The 19426-nt window shown below is 66.2% G+C and carries 20 protein-coding genes; 12 read left to right on the top strand and 8 right to left on the bottom strand.

What is annotated here, in order from left to right; translation table 11 throughout:
- The first annotated feature begins 72 nt into the window (after positions 1-72).
- The 3 genes from QMB55_RS02045 to QMB55_RS02055 are packed head-to-tail and all read left to right on the top strand — an operon-like array spanning position 73 to position 2949.
- On the top strand, positions 73-1179 hold the full coding sequence (locus QMB55_RS02045; RefSeq protein ID WP_497586999.1) for an ABC transporter ATP-binding protein: 1107 nt from the start codon (positions 73-75) through the stop codon (positions 1177-1179).
- A 10-nt stretch (positions 1180-1189) separates the two neighbouring features.
- Positions 1190-2110: an ABC transporter permease gene (locus QMB55_RS02050; protein WP_497587000.1), complete on the top strand. Its 921-nt coding sequence runs from the start codon at positions 1190-1192 to the stop codon at positions 2108-2110.
- Positions 2107-2949 (top strand): ABC transporter permease subunit, encoded by an 843-nt coding sequence (locus QMB55_RS02055; RefSeq protein WP_497587001.1) that lies wholly within the window; start codon positions 2107-2109, stop codon positions 2947-2949. The genes QMB55_RS02050 and QMB55_RS02055 overlap by 4 nt, the downstream gene beginning before the upstream one ends.
- A gap of 31 nt (positions 2950-2980) precedes the next feature.
- Here the strand turns inward: QMB55_RS02055 and QMB55_RS02060 are convergent, their stop codons facing one another.
- The 3 genes from QMB55_RS02060 to QMB55_RS02070 form a co-directional block, all read right to left on the bottom strand.
- Positions 2981-3421: a rhodanese-like domain-containing protein gene (locus QMB55_RS02060; RefSeq protein ID WP_497587002.1), complete on the bottom strand. Its 441-nt coding sequence runs from the start codon at positions 3419-3421 to the stop codon at positions 2981-2983.
- 23 nt (positions 3422-3444) lie between these two features.
- The gene (locus tag QMB55_RS02065) at positions 3445-5097 is read right to left on the bottom strand and encodes a phosphoethanolamine transferase (protein ID WP_497587003.1); all 1653 of its coding nucleotides are present in this window, start codon (positions 5095-5097) and stop codon (positions 3445-3447) included.
- A 148-nt stretch (positions 5098-5245) separates the two neighbouring features.
- Entirely contained in the window at positions 5246-7519 is a 2274-nt protein-coding gene (locus QMB55_RS02070) for an NADP-dependent malic enzyme (RefSeq protein ID WP_497587048.1), read from the bottom strand.
- A 287-nt stretch (positions 7520-7806) separates the two neighbouring features.
- Here QMB55_RS02070 and QMB55_RS02075 point away from each other — a divergent pair, with 287 nt between their 5' ends.
- Both QMB55_RS02075 and QMB55_RS02080 read left to right on the top strand, forming a co-directional pair.
- Positions 7807-9513, top strand: coding sequence for a diphosphate--fructose-6-phosphate 1-phosphotransferase (locus QMB55_RS02075; RefSeq protein WP_497587004.1), 1707 nt, complete (start codon positions 7807-7809; stop codon positions 9511-9513).
- A 90-nt stretch (positions 9514-9603) separates the two neighbouring features.
- Complete coding sequence (locus QMB55_RS02080) at positions 9604-10179, top strand: DUF4337 domain-containing protein (protein WP_497587005.1); 576 nt, start codon at positions 9604-9606, stop codon at positions 10177-10179.
- Positions 10180-10240: 61 nt separating this feature from the next.
- Here the strand turns inward: QMB55_RS02080 and QMB55_RS02085 are convergent, their stop codons facing one another.
- The 3 genes from QMB55_RS02085 to QMB55_RS02095 are packed head-to-tail and all read right to left on the bottom strand — an operon-like array spanning position 10241 to position 12137.
- The gene (locus QMB55_RS02085; protein ID WP_497587006.1) at positions 10241-10681 is read right to left on the bottom strand and encodes a surface-adhesin E family protein; all 441 of its coding nucleotides are present in this window, start codon (positions 10679-10681) and stop codon (positions 10241-10243) included.
- A gap of 50 nt (positions 10682-10731) precedes the next feature.
- Positions 10732-11706, bottom strand: coding sequence for a CapA family protein (locus QMB55_RS02090; RefSeq protein ID WP_497587007.1), 975 nt, complete (start codon positions 11704-11706; stop codon positions 10732-10734).
- Between the two features lie 35 nt (positions 11707-11741).
- Positions 11742-12137, bottom strand: coding sequence for a hypothetical protein (locus QMB55_RS02095; protein ID WP_497587008.1), 396 nt, complete (start codon positions 12135-12137; stop codon positions 11742-11744).
- Positions 12138-12356: 219 nt separating this feature from the next.
- On the opposite strand from QMB55_RS02095, the gene QMB55_RS02100 reads away from it, so the two are divergent.
- Positions 12357-12584, top strand: coding sequence for a hypothetical protein (locus QMB55_RS02100; protein ID WP_497587009.1), 228 nt, complete (start codon positions 12357-12359; stop codon positions 12582-12584).
- Between the two features lie 72 nt (positions 12585-12656).
- Complete coding sequence (locus QMB55_RS02105) at positions 12657-13607, top strand: AraC family transcriptional regulator (RefSeq protein ID WP_497587010.1); 951 nt, start codon at positions 12657-12659, stop codon at positions 13605-13607.
- A 114-nt stretch (positions 13608-13721) separates the two neighbouring features.
- On the opposite strand, the gene QMB55_RS02110 is transcribed toward QMB55_RS02105, so the two are convergent.
- Both QMB55_RS02110 and QMB55_RS02115 read right to left on the bottom strand, forming a co-directional pair.
- The gene (locus QMB55_RS02110; RefSeq protein ID WP_497587011.1) at positions 13722-14096 is read right to left on the bottom strand and encodes a c-type cytochrome domain-containing protein; all 375 of its coding nucleotides are present in this window, start codon (positions 14094-14096) and stop codon (positions 13722-13724) included.
- A gap of 100 nt (positions 14097-14196) precedes the next feature.
- Complete coding sequence (locus QMB55_RS02115) at positions 14197-14658, bottom strand: Lrp/AsnC family transcriptional regulator (RefSeq protein ID WP_497587012.1); 462 nt, start codon at positions 14656-14658, stop codon at positions 14197-14199.
- Positions 14659-14830: 172 nt separating this feature from the next.
- Between QMB55_RS02115 and leuA the strand changes: the two genes are divergently transcribed.
- From leuA to nusB, 5 genes are all read left to right on the top strand, one after another.
- Positions 14831-16492, top strand: a complete 1662-nt coding sequence (leuA, locus tag QMB55_RS02120) for a 2-isopropylmalate synthase (protein ID WP_497587013.1) — start codon at positions 14831-14833, stop codon at positions 16490-16492.
- A 113-nt stretch (positions 16493-16605) separates the two neighbouring features.
- Positions 16606-17241 (top strand): riboflavin synthase, encoded by a 636-nt coding sequence (locus tag QMB55_RS02125; RefSeq protein WP_497587014.1) that lies wholly within the window; start codon positions 16606-16608, stop codon positions 17239-17241.
- A 1-nt stretch (position 17242) separates the two neighbouring features.
- On the top strand, positions 17243-18370 hold the full coding sequence (gene ribBA / locus QMB55_RS02130; RefSeq protein WP_497587015.1) for a bifunctional 3,4-dihydroxy-2-butanone-4-phosphate synthase/GTP cyclohydrolase II: 1128 nt from the start codon (positions 17243-17245) through the stop codon (positions 18368-18370).
- 23 nt (positions 18371-18393) lie between these two features.
- A complete protein-coding gene (ribH, locus tag QMB55_RS02135; RefSeq protein WP_497587016.1) occupies positions 18394-18876 on the top strand; it encodes a 6,7-dimethyl-8-ribityllumazine synthase in 483 nt (160 codons plus the stop codon).
- On the top strand, positions 18873-19370 hold the full coding sequence (gene nusB / locus QMB55_RS02140) for a transcription antitermination factor NusB (RefSeq protein WP_497587017.1): 498 nt from the start codon (positions 18873-18875) through the stop codon (positions 19368-19370). The genes ribH and nusB overlap by 4 nt, the downstream gene beginning before the upstream one ends.
- Positions 19371-19426 lie beyond the last annotated feature (56 nt).

Here is a 19426-nt window from a genome sequence, read left to right on the forward strand (position 1 = left end):
ATGTCTCGTCGCTGCGCGCCGCCCGCCTTGCGCTCAGGCCGCTCGCTACGATTTCTTCACAAGCGCTGAACCATGAACGCCACCGTTCCCGAAGCCGACGCCCATTTCCTGCAGATCCACGAAGTCGTCAAAGACTTCGGCGAGACGCGGGCCGTCGATCACGTCAGCCTCGACATCGTTCGCGGCGAGATTTTCGGCCTGCTCGGCTCTTCCGGCTGCGGCAAGACGACCTTGCTGCGCATGCTCGCCGGCTTCGAGACGCCGAGTGCCGGCCGGATCGTGCTCAATGGGCGCGATCTGGCCGGGCTCGCGCCCTACGAACGGCCGATCAACATGATGTTCCAGTCCTACGCGCTGTTTCCCCACCTCACGGTGTGGGACAACATCGCCTTCGGACTGCGCCGCGACGGTCGTCCGAAAGACGAGATCGCCACGCGCGTCGAGGCCATGCTGCGCTTGGTGCAACTCGAGCGCTATGCCAGTCGCAAGCCGCACCAGCTCTCGGGCGGCCAGCAGCAGCGCGTGGCGCTCGCGCGCAGCCTGGTCAAGCGGCCGCAGCTCCTGCTGCTCGACGAGCCGCTCGGCGCGCTCGACAAGAAGCTGCGCGAGCAGACCCAGATCGAACTGGTGAACATCATCAAGGACGTCGGCGTCACCTGCGTCATGGTCACCCACGACCAGGAAGAAGCGATGACCATGGCCGACCGGATCGGCGTCATGAGCGAGGGCGTCCTGCTCCAGGTCGATCCGCCGCATCAGCTCTACGAAACGCCCAACTGCCGCTTCGTCGCCGACTTCGTCGGCAACGTCAACCTGATGGACGGCACGGTGACCGACGACCAGCCGAGCTCGGTCACCGTCGCCTGCCGCGACTGTACGCACTATGTCGGGCACGGCATCACCGGCCACGTCGACATGCCGGTCGTCGTCGCCCTGCGCCCGGAGAAAATCTTCCTTTCGCGCGACGAACCGCCCGGGCCGCACAACCGAGTGCGCGGGACGGTCAAGGAGATGTCCTACTACGGCAGCTTCAGCGTCTACTTCCTCGAACTCCCGAGCGGCGCGCTGCTCAAGGTCAGCGAGGAGCACGAGCGGCGCCACCGCGACGACATGCCGACCTGGGGCGATACGTTGTGGGCGAGTTGGCCGCCAACCGCCCAGGTTGTCCTGACTCACTGAGGACGCCGCGATGCGCTTTCCAAGAATCCGCAAGCCCCGGTCGCGCGACGCGGTCATCGGCGCGCCTTTCCTCTGGCTCGCCCTCTTCTTCCTGCTGCCCTTCATGCTCGTCCTGCGCATCAGCCTGGCGCAGATGGACGGCGCGCAGGTCAGCCCGCTGGTCACCCTCGCCGAAGGACAACTGACCTTCCGCTTTCACTTCGCCCCCTACCTGCAGCTGCTCTCCGACGACCTCTACCTGCATGCCTACCTCGTCTCGCTCAAGTACGCACTGGTCACCACGGTGCTCTGCCTGCTGATCGGCTACCCCTTTGCCTACTTCATGGCACGCAGCGAGCCGCGCTGGCAGCCTGCGCTGCTGATGGGCGTCATGCTGCCGTTCTGGACGAGCTTCCTGATCCGCGTCTACGCCTGGAAAGGCCTGCTCGAAGCCAACGGCTGGATCGGCGCCCCGATTCACGCCAGCGGGCTCGATCAGGTGCTCGCCGCGCTAGGCCTCATCCCCTCGCCCGAACAGCTGCTCTACAGCCCGTTCAGCCTGGTCCTGGGGATGGTCTACACCTACCTGCCGTTCATGGTCCTGCCGCTCTACGCGACGCTCTCGCGCATGGACCTGCGCCTGCTCGAAGCCGCGCTCGACCTCGGCGCAACGCCCTGGCAGGCGTTCTGGCACATCACCGTGCCGCTCTCGAAACCCGGGATCGTCGCCGGCTCGATGCTGGTGTTCATCCCCTGCGTCGGCGAGTACGTCATCCCCGAACTGCTCGGCGGGCCGGAAACGCTGATGATCGGCCGCGTCCTGTGGGACGAGTTCTTCGCCAACAACGACTGGCCGATGGCCTCGGCCGTCGCGGTGGTGATGATTCTGCTGCTCCTCGTCCCGCTCGCCCTCTTCGGGCGCAACCAGGCACAGGCCCGGGAGGGCGCATGAGAGTCTCGAGCGCCCTCGGTCCGGCCGCCCGCCTGTGGCTGATGCTGGTCTTCGCCTTCCTCTACCTGCCGATCGCCGCACTGGTCGTCTTCAGCTTCACCGACGCGACCATCCCCAACGTCTGGGCCGGCTTCAGCCTGCGCTGGTACCGCGCGCTGACCGTGGACGAAGACCTCAAATCGGCACTCACCCGCTCGCTCGAGATCGCCGCCCTCACCGCAACCGCCTCGGTCATCCTCGGCAGCCTCGCCGCCACGGCCTTGCAGCGCTACCCGCGCTTCTTCGGCCGGACGCTGTTCTCGGCGATGGTCGGCGCGCCGCTGGTGATGCCCGAGGTGATCGTCGGCCTGTCGCTACTCCTGATGCTGGTCTCGTTGCAGCAGTTGTTCGGTTTTCCCGAGCGCGGCCTCGTCACCATCTGGCTCGGCCACCTGCTGCTGGGGATGGCCTACGCCACCGTGGTCATCCAGGCCCGCCTGCGCGACTTGAACCCGCAGCTTGAGGAAGCCGCCCAAGACCTCGGCGCCAAACCCTGGCAGGTCTTTTTCCTGATCACCATCCCGATGATCTCGCAGGCCCTGCTCTCGGCCTGGCTGCTGACCTTCACCCTCTCGCTCGACGACGTGGTGCTGTCCGCCTTCCTCTCCGGCCCCGGATCGACGACCATGCCGTTGGTGGTCTTCTCGCGCGCGCGGCTGGGCCTCAACCCGACGATCAATGCCATCGCCACGGTGGTGGTGGTCGTCGTCGGGATCGGCGTCGCTTTCGCCAGCTACTTCATCGCCCGCCAGGAGCGGCGACGGGCGCGCGAAATCGCCGCGGCACGGCGGCGGGGCTGAAGCAGACTGAGGCGGCCGGGCAAAGCCCGGCCTAACAGCGCTCGCCGGCAAGGCAAGCGGACGTCGGGGCGACGAACGTGCGACCTTCTCCCGCCCAGCCCTGGACGCCACGACTGACATTATAGACCCGCCCGTAGCCCCCTTCGCGGCTGAGCACCTGCGCGGCCGCCCGGCTGCGGTTGCCGCTGCGGCAAATGAGAATGACCGGCTTTTCAGGCGGCGCGAAGGCTTGCGCGCGGCGCAGCCAGGACGCAGGATCGGCGCGGCCTTGGGCGTCGAAGAAGGTCAGTGCCCGACTCCCGGCCAAGACGCCGGTCGCCCGCCACTCCGGCTCGGTACGGATGTCGATGACCGGGACGCCCTGCGCCGCGAGTTGCTCGAGCTGGCGGGCATCGATGTCCACGACCTCGGCGCCGGCTGCGCCTGCAACCAGGAGCACGCTCGCGATCACGCCCCGCATGAATTTCTGCATCGCCGTCTCCTCTGGGCTCCGGCTCAGCGGCGGCACTGGGCCGCGACGTCGAGCCCGGCATCGTAGATCGAGGTGCGCACGTCGAGCATCCCGAGCAACGAATGGAACAGGTTGTCGTGCGTCGCCGGCTGCGCCGCGCGCTGGCGCAGGCAGTCGGTGTCGAGCGCGAAGCTTTGCGCGTAGCCCGGCGAAACCCACAGCGTCATCGGCACTTCGACCTGCACCTTGGGCGCGATCGAGTACGGCACGCCGTGCAGGTAGAGCCCGTTCTCGCCCAGCGATTCGCCGTGGTCGGAGACGTAAAGCATCGCCGTGTCGTAGGTGGCCGATTTGGCCTTCAGGAAATCGATGGTCTTGGCCAGCACGTGGTCGGTGTAGAGAATCGCATTGTCGTAGGCATTGACCACCGTCTCGCGCTCGCACTTGGCGAGGTCGGGCGTTTCGCACTCGGGGGTGTAGCGGCGGAAAGCCTCGGGATAGCGCTTGTAATACGCCGGGCCGTGGTTGCCGAGCTGGTGCATCACGATGACGAGGTTACCCTGGCGGTCGGCCAGCACCTGATCGAGGTCGTGGGTCAGAATCTCGTCGAAACAACGTTCGCCATCGCACAGCCCCGGCACCTTGGCGCTGTCGAGTTTTTGCGTCTCGACGCCGGTGCACACGCCCTTGCAGCCCGACTGGTTGTCGCGCCAAAGCACACGCAGACCGGCGCGCTCAAGGACGTTGAGCAAGGACTCGCTGCCGCGGATCTTGTCCTCGTCGTAATTGCGGCGCCCCTGCAGCGAGAACATGCAGGGCAAGGAAACCTCGGTGTTGGTGCCGCAACTCGTGACCTGGGCGAAATTGATCACGTCTCGCTCGGCGAGCTGCGGCGTCGTCTGCCGCGCGTAGCCGGAGAGGCCCCAGTTGGCGGCACGCGCCGTTTCGCCGACGACGACCACGAACAGCGTCGGCTTCTTGCGCGTCTGCCAGCTCGGGGCGAGCGTCGCGTCCAGCCCGATCTGCTGCCGTTCGCGGGTGGCCGCGCTGGCGTCGGAACCGAGCACGCGGGCCAGCGAATAGAGGTAGTTGGCCGGGGTGATGAGGTAGCGCACTTCCTTGTTGTTGCGCATCAAGGGCGCCATGTCCTGGAAGATCGCGACCAGCGCCCCGCCCAAGATCAGCACGCCGAGAACCAGGCTCAGCGCACGCCGCAGCAGCGCCGGACGCCAGGCGTCGCGCACCACGCGCACCCGGGTCAGCAGCAAGAGCGGCAACAGGCCATAGAGCACGAGGTGCGGCAGCATACCCAGGCTGAACAACTCACCCGCTTCCTTGACGTCGGTGCGCAGCACGTTGCGCAGCATGCTCGGATCAAGGAAGACGGTGTAGCTCGCCATGTAGTAGCTGGCAAAAGCCGTGGCGATGAGGATCACCGCCAGCAGCGGCTTGGCCGTCCAGCGGTTGCAGAGGACGAGCAGGATGAGGAAATGCAGCGCCGTCAGGGTGACGAACAGGCCGGCGGCAAACAGCCAGTCGCCGGCGCCAGCGAAGTCACGCTCGGCGAACGCGGCGCGCCAGAAGAGTCCGTTGCTGCTCAGGGTGAAGAACAGGCCGGCAAACAAGGCCAGCGTCTCGACGCGCAGGGCGGGAGTCCACCGGCGCCAGTGCCCGAGGGCGGCAGAAGCTGAAGTCATCAAAATCGAAAAATCGCTTGATAAAACAGATGGAAAAAGCAGGAAAGACAGGCATCCGCAGTATACCTGCGGACAAAAAAAGGCCGCCGGAGTTTTTCCGACGGCCTTGATTATCCTCCACCCGCCTTAACGCGGGCTTAACGCCGGATCAGCGCGAGGCGGCGTCGACCACCGCCAGCGCGGTCATGTTGACGATGCGGCGCACGGTGGCCGTGGTGGTCAGGACATGCACCGGCCGAGCCGCGCCGAGCAGCACCGGACCGATGGTCACGCCTTCGCCGCCGGTCATCTTGAGCAGGCTGTAGGAGATGTTGGCTGCATCGAGGTTGGGCATCACCAGCACGTTGGCCTCGCCCTGCAGACCGCCGTCGCTGACGAACTTGTTGCGAATTTCCTCGGACAGCGCACCGTCGCCGTGCATTTCGCCGTCGGCCGAGACATCGGGCGCCAGGGCCCGGAACAAGCGCGTCGCCTCGGCCATCTTGCGCGCCGACGGCGACTGCGAGATGCCAAAGTTGGAGTGCGAGAGCATCGCCACCCTGGGTTCGATGCCAAAACGACGCACTTCCTCCGACGCCATCAGGGCGATTTCGGCCAACTGTTCGGCGTCGGGATTCTCGTTGACGTGCGTGTCACAGATGAACACCGCGCGTCCGGGCAGAATGAGGTGGTTCATCGCCGCCAGCGTTTTGCGCCCCGGGGCCTTGCCGATGATGTCCTCGACTTGGTTCAGATGGTGGTCGTAACGCCCGGAAAGGCCGCAGATCATGCCATCGGCGTAACCAAGACGAACCAGCATGGCGCCGATCACGGTGCTGTCGTTACGCAGGCTGTCGCGCGCAATGTCGGTGGTCACGCCGCGCCGCTGCATCAGCGCATGGTAAGCCTTCCAGGCTTCCTCATAGCGATCGTCGTGCGCCGGATCGACCACCTCGATGTGCTTGCCGATCTTGAGCGGCGAGCCGATGCGTTCGAGGCGCTCGCGGATCACCTCGGGGCGCCCGACCAGGATCGGCAGCGTCAGCTTTTCGTCGAGGATGATCTGCACCGCGCGCAGGACGCGCTCGTCCTCGCCTTCGGTGTAAACGATGCGCGTCGGCTTGCCGTTGCGCGCCGCGAAGAACACCGAACGCATGCCGACGCCGGTGCGGTAGATGAAGCCTTGCAGCTTCTCGCGGTAGGCGTCCATGTCCAGGATCGGGCGCTTGGCGACGCCCGAGTCCATCGCTGCCTGTGCCACCGCCGGCGCAATGACCAGGATCAGGCGCGGATCGAAAGGCTTGGGAATCAGGTACTCGGGACCGAAGGACAGCGTCTGCCCGGGATAGGCCAGCGCCACTTCGCTCGTCACCACCTCGTGCGCCATCGCGGCAATGGCACGCACGCAGGCAAGCTTCATCTCTTCAGTGATGCGCGTCGCGCCGACGTCGAGCGCGCCGCGGAAGATGAAGGGGAAGCAGAGGACGTTGTTGACCTGGTTGGCGTAGTCCGAACGGCCGGTGGCCATGATCACGTCCGGGCGCACCTGGCGCGCCAGCTCGGGCATGATCTCGGGGGTCGGGTTTGAGAGCGCGAAGACGATGGGCTTGGACGCCATCTTGGCGAGCATCTCGGCTTTCAGCACGCCGGCGGCCGAGAGGCCGAGGAAGATGTCCGCACCGTCGATCGCGTCGGCCAGCGTACGGGCGTCGGTTTCGCGCGCGTACGCGGCCTTGGTCGGCTCCATGTTGGCTTCGCGGCCGACGTAGATCACGCCGCGCGAGTCGCAGACCATCACGTTTTCGCGCCGCACCCCGAGGTCGCACCACAGGTTGAGGCAGGAAATCGCCGCCGCGCCAGCGCCCGAGCAGACCACCTTGACCTGGGCGATGTCCTTGCCCACCACTTGCAGCGCGTTGAGCATCGCCGCAGCCGAAATGATCGCCGTGCCGTGCTGGTCGTCGTGAAAGACCGGGATCGACATCCGCTCCTTGAGCTTGCTCTCGATGTAGAAGCACTCGGGGGCCTTGATGTCTTCGAGGTTCACCCCGCCGAGCGTGGGCTCGAGCGCGGCGATCATGTCGATCAGTTTGTCGGGGTCGTTCTCGGCCAGTTCGATGTCGAACACATCGATGCCGGCGAACTTCTTGAACAGGCAGCCTTTGCCTTCCATCACCGGCTTGCCGGCCAGCGGACCGATGTTGCCGAGACCGAGAACGGCAGTGCCGTTGGTGACCACGCCGACGAGGTTGGCGCGCGAGGTGTAGAGCGCGGCGTTGTTCGGGTCTTCGACGATCGCTTCGCAGGCAAACGCGACGCCGGGCGAGTAGGCCAGTGCCAGGTCGTGCTGGTTGATCAGTGCCTTGGTCGGGCGAACCGAAATCTTGCCGGGCGTCGGGAGGCGGTGATACTCAAGTGCGGCCTCGCGGAGATCGTTGTCCATTTCTTCCATCTGTATTCCTGCTCCTTTGCTGTCTTTTGGCGTGAAAAAATCCAAAATTTTTCAGTCGAGGTAACCAACCAGTATATAGCAAGACCATGGGGGATTAAACTTTGTTCCAGCAAATCTGTCGTACTACCCTTGATGCTGCGGGTCCCGGGGGCTTCGGGTAAAATCGCTCCTCGCTTTGCCGGCCCCGCCCGCCAGCCCGACTGCAGCGGCCCGCCGCCGGCCTCCGCCGGAATCTCCGGCCGCACCGTTTTCCTCCATCTCACCGCAAGGATTTCGTCATGAGCGTCCTGACCGAACAACTGCAAGCCATGGAAGCGCACAACGCGCTTTTCGAAACCGCCGTCCGCGCGCTGCCGCTCCCGACCTGCCCGGCCTTCGGCAACAATGCCGCACCGCAACCGGTCCGCTTCGCGGCCAGCGGCCGCGTGCTCTCGACCCAGGACAGCGCCAGCGTCGCACAAAGCTTCCCCCACTCGGTCAAGGCTTCGGGCAACGCCGTGCTGACCTCGTCCGGTACGAATGCTGCCGCGGTGCAAGGCAAGCGCGTCGCCGTGCTGTTCTCGGGCGGCCCGGCGTCGGGCGGCCACAACGTCGTCGTCGGCTTGAAGCGTGCGCTCGGCGCCGGCAACACCCTGTTCGGCGTCAAGCCGGGGCCAAAGGGCCTGCTCAAGGGCAACCTGTTCGAGATCACCGACGCCGACGTGGCCAAGATCGTTAACACCGGTGGCTTCGACTTCCTCGGCACCGACCGCACCAAGATCAAGACCGACGAGCAGTTCCAGCAGGTCAAGGACACCTGCGTCAAACACAACCTCGACGCCATCGTCATCATCGGCGGCGACGACTCGAACACCAACGCCGCCGTGCTTGCCGAGTACCTGTACACGGGCGTGAAACCCGACGGCTCGGGCGTGCAGGTCATCGGCGTGCCGAAGACGATCGACGGCGACCTGCAGATCGGCGACCTGCTGCCGATCTCCTTCGGCTTTGACACCGCGACGCGCATCTACGCCGAGATGGTCGGCAACATCCTGCAGGACACCCGCTCGTCGCTCAAATACTGGCACTTCGTCAAGCTGATGGGCCGCTCGGCCTCGCACGTCACGCTCGAAGTCGCGCTGCAGACCAAGCCTGCGCTGACCGTCGTCTCGGAAGAAGTCGCCGAGCAGAAGAAATCGCTGGCGACCATCGTCGAAGAGATCGCGCAGACCGTGCTCCAGCGCGCCCAGAAGGGCATGCATCACGGCGTGGTGCTGATCCCGGAGGGGCTGATCGAGTTCATCCCCGAGATGAACACCCTGATCGCCGAACTCAACGACGCGCTGGCGCACCACGCCGACGCCTTCGCCGCCCAGGCCGACGCCGACAAGGCGGCCTTCATCGCCGGCAAGCTCTCGTCCGCCAACGCCGCGCTGCTCGGCTCGCTGCCCGCCTACGTGGTCAAGATGCTGCTCGCCGACCGCGACTCGCACGGCAACCTGCAGGTGTCGCTGATCCCGACCGAGCAACTGCTGGTCGACATGGTCAAGGCACGCCTGAAGCAGATCGACGCCAAGATCCCGTTCGCCACGCATTGCCACTTCCTCGGCTACGAGGGACGCTGCGGCGCGCCGACGCTGTTCGACGCCGCCTACACCTACAACCTGGGCCTCACCGCCGGCTCGCTGATCCTCGACGGGCGCACCGGCTACATGGCCACCGTCACCGGGCTCACCGCCGGCGGCACGCCGCAGGCGATCCCGCTCACCGGCCTGCTCAACATCGAGCGCCGGCACGGCAAGGACGAGTTCGTGATCGAGAAGGCGCTGGTCAAGATGGACGCCCCCGCCATGCGCTACTTCGCCAGCCGCCGCGCCGACTGGGCCGCCGCCGACCGGTTCGCCTCGCCCGGCCCGCGCCAGCTGTGGGGCCCGGCCGCGCAGCAGCAGCCGATCAGCGTCGCCCTGAACTCCGGCGCCGACACGCTGTCTTTCCGCATCGGCTAAGCGCCGCGCTGTCCGTACCCGGCCGCCTGCGGGCGGCCTTTTCATGCGCTTTCACCCCCTCTGAAAAATCATCCCCAGGAGAATTCCACGATGTCCGGTCACGGCTTTCATGTTCACGGCCCGCACGATCACGAAGTCGAGCATGTCGCCCACCACGGTGGCGACGGCTTCACCTCGCGCCTGGCGGTCCTGACCGCCGTCCTGTCGACCATCGGCGCCCTGTTCGGCTACATGGGCGGCCACTCGCAGAACAACGCCCTGCTCTACAAGAACGAGGCGGCGATCCAGAAGACCTCGGCCGCCAACCAGTGGAACTACTACCAGGCCAAAAGCAACAAGCAGAACCTGGCCGAACTCTCGATCACCCTGACCAGCGGCGAAACGCAGGAGAAATACCGCCAGGAAGTCGCGCGCTACAAGGACGAGAAGGCCGAGATCAAGGTCGAGGCGGAAAAGCTCGAAGCCCAGGCCAAGGCCGCCGACGCCAAGAGCGAACTGGAAATGCACGTGCACGAGCGCTGGGCGCTGGCTACCACGCTGCTGCAGATCGCCATCGCCATGTCGGCGATCACCCTGCTCACTCGCAAACGCTGGTTGCTGGTCGGCGTTTATGGCGCGGCGGCGATCGGGGTCGGCGTTGGCGTCATGGGCTACCTGCACCTCTAGCCGCCAGCGCTCACGACACAGCGGTCGCCCGACGGGCGGCCGCTTTTTTATGCGCGAGCGCTCAGGGCTTGCCCGCGTCTGGCGATGCGGGCGGCGCGCCAGGCTCGCGACAGGCGATCCGCCACAGCTTGCCTTCCATCGAGTCGTCGGAAACGCGGTACCACACCGCAACTTCGTCGCTGTCCTTGAGCACGATATCGCCGTCGCCGAGAACGCCGGCGTGGGAGCGCGAACCGAGGTAGCGCTCGAGCTTCTCGGCGCAGTGGTAGGCCGCACGCACCACGGTCGAGCGGTACGGCGGATGGTCGTCACCGGTTTGCGGCTCGGGCCAGCGTACCAGATGCTCGAGCACGCCGATGTCACCCTCGCGTTGCAGGCTGTCGCGGCGCACGTAAACCCGCATCCCGTCGTCGAAACGTTCGATCTCCTCCCAGGCCGCGAAAGCTGGGGCCGCGGCCGAGACGGCGCAGACGGCGAAGAGCAAAGGACGCAAGCGACTCATGACCACCCTCGACAAACGAAACGGGCGCCGATTGTAGCGCGAGCGCCCGTTCACGGATTGACGCACAGGCGGACCTCAGCGTCACCGCGCGCGCCGCAAGGCGTGCGTGCGCCTGAAAGCGGATACGGCGTGCCGGCCTCGTCGATCTGCGCCGCGCGCGTCTCCCAGGCCACGACACCGGCGCGGTCGAGCGTCAGGCGCAGTAGCCAGCCGCGCTTTTCCGACGGCTTGTCGAAACCATCGAAGACGAAGTTGCCGAGGCTGTAGATGATCGGCCGGCCGCGGTACAGTTCGGCGCCCTGGGTCACATGCGGATGGCCGCCGACGACAGCATCGGCACCGGCGTCGATCATTGCCTGTGCCAAGCTGCGCTGGCGCGCGTCCGGGTTCGGCTCGCCCTCCCAACCCCAGTGCATGAAGGGGATCACCAGATCGGCACCGGCCGCGCGTGCCGCACGGATGGCGCCGATGACATGGCTGTCCTCGCTCCAGGCGGCGCCCGGCCAATCCGGCCCGGCCTCGAAGGAACGCGGCTTGTACTCGTTGTAGCCGAGGACCGCGATGCGCAGCCCCTGGCGCTCGATCCACAGCGGCTGATGCGCGGCCGCGAGGTCGCGACCGCCGCCGAAATACGGGATGCCGGCAGCATCGAGGCGATCCATGGTCTCGACAAAGGCCGTCCGGCCGAAGTCGCCCGAGTGATTATTGGCCAGCGACACCGCGTCGAGGCGACCGCGCAACACCTCGAGCACACGCGGATGCGCGCGAAAGGCGAAAATCTTGTTGTCCAGGGCGACGCCGCCCGTGGCAACCGGACATTCGAGGTTGCCAATCGTGAAGTCGGCGTTACGCAACTCGGCCGCAAACGGCGCCAGCGGATCGCCACCAGCGGCGATGGTGCGCCCCGGCCCGTCGTCGAGCATCACGTCGCCGACGAAAACCAAACGCAGGGCCTCGGCCTGCACCGCGAAACTCAACGCGAATCCGGCGGCGAATCCTGCCAAGCGCGTAGCCAGACGCACCATTCCACGCGCCTTCCAGCACCGCTGCAACCCCCGTCTCATGCGCCGTTCCGAGCCTCGGCCGCGCACCAGTACTGGAGCTCGCCGTCGCGCACCGGTTCATAAACGTACTGCAGGCCGGTAAAGCCGTACGCTGCGCCGCGCCGGGGCTGGGGCGGCGGATAGGGAAAAGTCGCCTGGTGCAGCAACAGCGGCCCGCCGTCGCGGTCGGCGTAGGTGTAGATCTTGACCGCGGCGAGGTCCGCCGGCCGGGTCTGCAGCACCACGCGCAACTGGAAGTAGCTGCCGATCACCGTGCCGCGCACGCGCAGCGGATCGTCGGTCGGCGCGGCACGCAGCACCTTCGTCTCGCCGCCGTAGGTGTAGTGGCAAATCACGTCGGCCCGCGCCGGCGCGCCCGCCAAGCCGGCCAAGAGGGCAAGGAGGCCTGCCACGGCCCGCCAAGGAGGAAGGAATCGCACGCTGAACTCGCTGATCGGTCGAAAAGTCGCGAGTATCGCCGCTCACCGCCCCGCTCGCAACGCCGCGCGTCGCCGAGCGTGCGCAGATCGCTACAAACGCTTACAGACGGCGGTCACCGCCGTCCCCCGTCGATGCGTTAGTAGACCTGAGCAGCGCCGTCGGCCTGCCGCTTCGCACCACGGAACATCGCCATGAAACGCTTCATCCTCCTTGCCGCGCCCCTGACAGCCCTGGCCCTCAGCGGCTGCGTCGTCACCTCGGGCTACGTGGCGTACGAACAACCCTATTACGTGCGCCCCTACTACGACCGGCCTCCCCCGGTGTATTACGCCCCGCCGCCCCGTGTTTACTACGCGCCGCCTCCGGCGGTGATCATCGCCCCGCCGCCCCGGCCATACCCGCATCGGCACTGGCGCTGAACTGGGTTGCGCGGCGCCCCGGCGGTCGTCGCGCAGAGTAAACTGGCGCCCTCGCCCTCCCATGCCAGCGCCATGACCGACCATCCACCGGACAACGCCTCACGCCGCGAGTACCAGCGCCGCATCAACCGCGCCCAGGACTACATCGAACAGCACCTCGGCACGCCCTTGACCTTGGCCGAGATCGCCCGCGCCGCCTGCTTTTCCCCCTATCACTTTCACCGCCTCTACACGGCGCTGACCGGGGAGCCGCTGCACGCCTTCATCCGTCGGGTGCGCCTTGAACGCGCCGCCAATCTGCTGCGTCAGCACCCCGAACGCTCGATCACCGACATCGCCCTGCACTGCGGCTTCGCCTCCTCAGCCGCCTTCGCGCGCGCTTTCCGCGCCGCAAGCGGCTGCTCGGCGAGCGAATACCGCAAACACAGTCAAACGGAACGCAAGGGCGGACAAAAGCCGATTCTCTTTTCGACCTACGCTACCGACCTTGTCTTGCCACCGAGGATCCCGCCCATGTCGGCCACGCCGCCCATTCAGCCGCTTTCCCTCAACGTCCGGCCCCTGGCCTCACGCACACTCGCCTACGTTCGCCACGTCGGCCCCTACGCCAGCGACTGCGCCCTTTTTGAGCGCCTGTTCGGCGAAGTTCTGGCCTGGGCCGGGCCGCGCGGGCTGCTGGCCGGACAGCCCGAATTCATCGCCACGTTTCACGACAACCCGGAAATCACCGCCGCCGACAAGCTGCGCCTCAGTGTCGGGGTGACCGTTCCGCCCACCACGCCCGCGCACGGCCGAATCAACCTGCTCGAACTCGCGGCTGGAAACTACGTCTGCGCCCGTTTCGAACTCGACCCGCCGCAATACCCGGCGGCGTGGCGCTACGTGTGTGCGGAATGGTTGCCGCAGAGCGGCTGGCAGCCGGCCGACTTCGGCCTGTGCCACGAAAGCTACCTGAACGATCCCAAGGCCCACCCCGAAGGCAAGCACGTGGTTGAGATTCGCGTCCCCGTTCAGCCGCTGTGAGATTGTGGCCAGGCGGACGCCCGGCCCGCGCGCGAGGCCGAAAGCCCGCCTGGAACACGGCGAGCCTCAGCACTGCGGCGGCTTCGCAAGCCCAGGCTCGCGAAGGGAGTAGGATCAGTTGTTCTTGGCGCCCTGATCGACCCAGGCGCGCAGGATCGCAATCTTGTCCTTGGGGAGTTCGGCCTTGCCGTGCGGCATCTTGATTGCCGGGTTGGCACGCCCTTCGACCAGCATGATCAGCACGCTCGACAGGCTGTCGCCCGGTTTGACGATACTGCCGTAGCGGGTGCCCTTCATCAGGGCGTCGTAGCCGCTCATGTCCAGGCCGCTGGCCAGGGTGCCCTGCCCGCCCGACGCATGGCATTCGAGGCAGTACTGCTTGATGATTGGCTCGACGTCGGCCTTGAAGCCGACCTGCCGCGGACCGCAGGCGACAACCAGCAGCAGTGCGGTCGCCACCAGGCCGGACGTCAGAACAGCGCTTTTCATCTTGCCACTCCTGAAGTGAAGGTCCGGCACCCGTCCTCAACGGTCGGTGCCGCCCTCCATACTAGCCCGCACCTATCGTCTTGTCATCCCGCCGGCCGGCTTACACCGGCAGTGAGGTGCGGTCCACCACGTGACGCAGAACGAAGCTCGAATGCACGCCGGTCACCCCTTCGATGCGGGTGATCCGGTTGAGCAGCAGAGTCTGGAAGGCATCCATGTCCTCGACCACCACCTTGAGCTGGTAGTCCGCGTCCTGGCCGGTGATCAGCAGGCATTCGAGCACTTCGGGCAAAGATAGGACTTCCTGTTCGAAGCGCTGGAAACGCTCGGGCGTGTGCTCGTCCATCGAGATGTGGATCAACGCCATCAGCGTGTAGCCCAAGGCCTTGGCATTCACCAGGGCGCGATAACCGGTCAGGATCCCGGCCTCTTCGAGCGCGCGCACACGGCGCAAACACGGCGAGGGCGAAAGGCCGATGCGGTCGGCCAGATCCTGGTTGCTGATCCGAGCGTTCTCCTGCAGTACGCGCAGGATCATGCGATCGTAGCGGTCAAGTTCCATCAAATTGCCCTCGTTCTAGTATTGATGCAACAAAATATTACGACTAACAAATTATAAGCAATTTTATTGCTCAAAAACCAATAAACGCAACAAAAAACGCAATCTACTGCCTTGCGCTTTTCGTTAAGATTTCCCCAATATCATCGCACAGCCCGCCCGCCAGGAGTCAGTCATGATGCTCAGCACCCCGTCGACCAAGTACGTTGCCTTCCCGCCGGTCAAGCTCGAAGACCGCCAGTGGCCCAGCCGCACGATCACCCGTGCGCCGGCCTGGATGAGCACCGACCTGCGCGACGGCAATCAGGCGCTGTTCGAACCGATGAACGGCGAACGCAAGATGCGCCTGTTCAAGACGCTTTGCGCCGCCGGCTTCAAGGAGATCGAGGTCGCCTTCCCCTCGGCCTCGCAGACCGACTTCGACTTCGTGCGCAAGCTGATCGAGGAAAAACACATCCCCGACGACGTCAGCATCGAGGTTCTCGCCCCGGCGCGCGAAGCGCTGATCCGGCGCACCATCGAATCTCTCGCCGGCGCGCGCCGCGCCATTGTGCACATCTACAACGCCACTTCCAAGCCTTTCCGCGAAATCGTTTTCGGCATGAGCCGCGCCGAAGTGGTGCGCATGGCGGTGGACGCAGTCAAACTGGTCCGCGAACTGACCGACGCGCGGCCTGAAACCGAGTGGGTCCTCGAGTACAGCCCGGAGACCTTCACCGCCACAGAACTCGATTTCGCACTCGAGGTCTGCAACGCCGTCACCGAGGCCTGGGGCGCGACGCCCGAGCGCAAGATCATCCTCAACCTGCCGACCACTGTCGAGGTGGCGACGCCCAACATTTACGCCGACCAGATCGAGTGGATGCACCGCCACCTTGCCAAACGCGACTCGATCCTGATCAGCTTGCACCCGCACAACGACCGCGGTACCGCGGTCGCCGCCGCCGGACACGGGCGGATGGGCGGCGACGACCGCGGCGAAGGCGGGCTGTGCGGCCCCGGCGTGCGCCCCGGTAACGTTGACCTCGTCACCTTGGCGCTCAACCTCTACACCCAGGGCGTTCACCCCGGCCTCGATTTCTCCGACATCAACGCCGTCGCCCGCTGCTACGAGCACTGCACGCAGTTGCCCATCCACCCGCGCCACCCCTACGTCGGCGACCTCGTGTTCACCGCTTTTTCGGGCTCGCACCAGGACGCGATCAAAAAGGGCTTCGCGGTGCAGCAACCGGAAGCGCACTGGAACATGCCTTACCTGCCGATCGACCCCGCTGACCTCGGCCGCGCCTACGACTCGGTGATCCGCATCAACAGCCAGTCGGGCAAAGGCGGCATCGCCTACCTGCTCGAGACCGAATACGGCATCGTCATGCCGCGTCGCCTCCAGGTCGAATTCTCCGGCATTGTCCAACGCCATACCGACGCCCATGGCGGCGAGATCGACGCCGCCAGCATCTGGACCCTGTTCTCCGGGGCCTACCTCGAGACCGCAGCCCCGCTCGCCTACCTCGAACACCAACTGTTCGACGCCGACGGCAAACAGGGCGTCCGCCTGAGCGTGCGTCACCAGGGCGAAATTCGCACGCTCGACGGGGTTGGCAACGGCCCGATCGACGCCGCCGTGCATGCCATCAGCCAGCTCGGCATCCCGCTGCACGTGCGCAGCTACGAGGAACGTTCAATGGGCAAAGGCGAGGACGCCCGCGCTTGCGCCTTTGTCGAAGTGGCGCAGAACGGCGGCGACCGCGAGTGCTACGGCATCGGTATCGACGCCAACATCGTCACCGCCTCGCTGCGCGCGCTGGTCAGCGGTGTCAATCGCCTGGCCTCGCTGTAAACGAAGGCGCCGCCCCCGCGGGTGGCGGTAACCGACGCAGCGTCAAGCCGGCGGGCCGGCGGCCGACGTGGTAGAATCTGCCCCTTCCCGCAGCCATCCGATTGATCTTCAATATGTTCTCCGGAATCATCGGCGCGGTGGGGCGGATCGACGCCCTGACGCCGCGCAACGACGGCACCCCGACCGTCCGCCTCTCGGTCGCTGCCGGCGACCTTGACCTCACCGACGTCGCCCTGGGCGACTCGATCGCCTGCAACGGCGTCTGCCTGACCGTCGTCGACCAGAATGCCACGCACTTCTGCGTCGACGTTTCGCCCGAGACGCTGGCCTGCACCGTCGGCCTCGACGCCCCCGGCCCGATCAACCTGGAAAAGGCACTGCGCCTGGCCGACCGGCTCGGCGGCCACCTCGTCTCCGGCCACGTCGACGGGGTCGGCGAAGTGCTGCGTTTCGACCCGCTGGGCGACAACCGCATCCTGGTCGTCCGCGCCCCGCAACCGCTCGCCCGCTACATCGCGCGCAAGGGCTCGATCACCGTCAACGGCGTCAGCCTGACGACCAACACCGTCGACGGCGCCGACTTCTCGATCAACCTGATTCCGCACACGCTCGCGGCGACGACGCTCGGCGCCCTGCAACCCGGGCATCGCGTCAATCTGGAGATTGACCTGATCGCGCGCTACGTCGAACGCATGCTCTCGGCCGACCAGGCCCAAACCGAAGCTTCCGAAGCCCACGAGGCCCCCTGACATGGCACCCAACCCCCGCTCTTCTGACATCGCCTCGATCGAGGAAATCATCATCGAAATGCGCGCCGGGCGCATGGTCATCCTGGTCGACGAAGAAGACCGCGAAAATGAGGGCGACCTCGTCCTGCCGGCCGAACACGTCACGTCCGAGGCGATCAACTTCATGGTCACCCACGCGCGCGGTCTGGTCTGCCTGACCATCACCGAAGCGCGGGCCAAGCAGATCGGCCTCACCCCGATGGCGCGCGCCAACAACAGCCCCTACAGCACCGCCTTCACGGTCTCGATCGAAGCTGCCGAAGGTGTCACCACCGGCATCTCGGCACAGGACCGGGCGCGTACGATCGAAGTTGCCGTGTCGCGCGAGGCGCGCCCCGAAGACATCGTCCAGCCCGGCCACATCTTCCCCATCGTCGCCCGTCCGGGCGGCGTGCTGGTCCGCGCCGGCCACACCGAAGCCGGTTGCGACCTCGCCCAGATGGCCGGCCTTGAGCCTTCATCGGTGATCTGCGAGATCCTCAAGGAAGACGGGACGATGGCCCGCCTGCCCGATCTGATCGAATTCGCCAAGAAACACGGCCTCAAGATCGGCACCATCGCCGACCTGATCCACTACCGCAGCCGCCACGAATCGCTCGTCGAACGCACGCTGGCCAAGCCGGTGACCACCGCGCACGGCGAATTCACCCTGCACGCCTACACCGACCGCAGCACCGGCGATGTGCACCTCGCGCTGACGCGCGGCGAAATCACCCCGGACACGGAAACGCTGGTGCGCGTGCATGAACCGGTCTCGCTGATCGACTTCCTCGACCGCCAGAGCGCCCGTCACACTTTCTCGCTCGACCAGGCGCAGGCGGCGATCGCCCAAGCCGGCAAAGGCGTCATCGTCATGCTGCGCAGCCACGGCGGTTGCGACGACGTGCTCGCCGCGCTGCGCACCGACCCGCCGGCCCAGCGCCCGGCCGCCAAGTGGGACCCGCGCCTGTACGGCATCGGCGCCCAGATTCTGCGCGACCTCGGCGTGCGCAAGATGAAACTGCTCGCCAGCCCGCGCCGCATGCCCAGCGTCGCCGGCTTCGACCTCGAAGTCACCGGCCACATCGCCTCCCCGGCCGATCTCGCCTGATCCACTTTTTCACGAGCGCCCTCATGCCCCGTTTCGACCCCATCCACGAATACCCCCGCGACCTCGACGGTGAAGCCCTCAGCGTCGGCATCGTCATGAGCCGCTTCAACCCTGACATCTGCGAAGGCCTGCTTGCCGCCTGCGTGGCCGAACTGCAACGCCTGGGCGTGGCCCCCGCGGACATCGAGATCGCCACCGTCCCCGGCGCGCTCGAAATCCCCCTCGCCCTGCAGACGATGGCCCAGAGCGACCGCTTTGACGCCTTGGTCGCCCTCGGCGCGGTGATCCGCGGCGAGACCTATCATTTCGAAGTCGTTTCCAACGATTCCTGTCGCGCGGTGATGGAAGTCCAGCTCGACACCGGCGTCCCGATCGCCAACGGCATCCTCACCTGCGAAGACGACGATCAAGCCCTCGCCCGCATGCGCCAGAAAGGCGAAGACTGCGCCCAGGCCGCGGTCGAGATGGCCAACCTGCTGCGCGCGCTCGGAGAACAATCCGCATGAACACCAAAAGCCCCAACCAAACCGAAGAAGCGGCGCCGCCCGCACCGCCCAAGTCCCCTCGCCGCCGGGCGCGTGAATTCGCTCTGCAGGGCCTTTATCAGCGCCGTCTCGGCGGCCACGACGAAGCCGCGATCGAAGCTCACCTGCAAAGCAGTCCGGGCTTCGACAAGGCCGACCGCAACTTCTTCTGCGAACTGCTGCGTGGCGTGCTGCGCGACCACGATGCGCTGCGCGACCGTCTGCAGCCCTACCTTGACCGGCCGTTCGCCGAACTCTCGCCGATCGAAGCCTGCATCCTGCTCGCTGGCGCCTTCGAGCTGGTCAACCACCCGCAAACGCCGTACCGCGTGGTGATCAACGAAGCCATCGAGCTGACCAAGGGCTTCGGTGGCACCGACGGACACAAATACGTCAATGGAGTCCTCGACAAGCTGGCCGCCGAGCTGCGCCCGGTCGAAGTCGAAGCCAAGCGCGCGGCCCGCAAGGGGCACTGAGCCCTCCGCCCTGAGCCCGGAAGACGTTGCCACACGGTCACTGACACTCCAGCACG

The sequence above is a fragment of the Propionivibrio sp. genome (genome assembly GCF_041441355.1).
Lineage (GTDB): Bacteria > Pseudomonadota > Gammaproteobacteria > Burkholderiales > Rhodocyclaceae > Propionivibrio.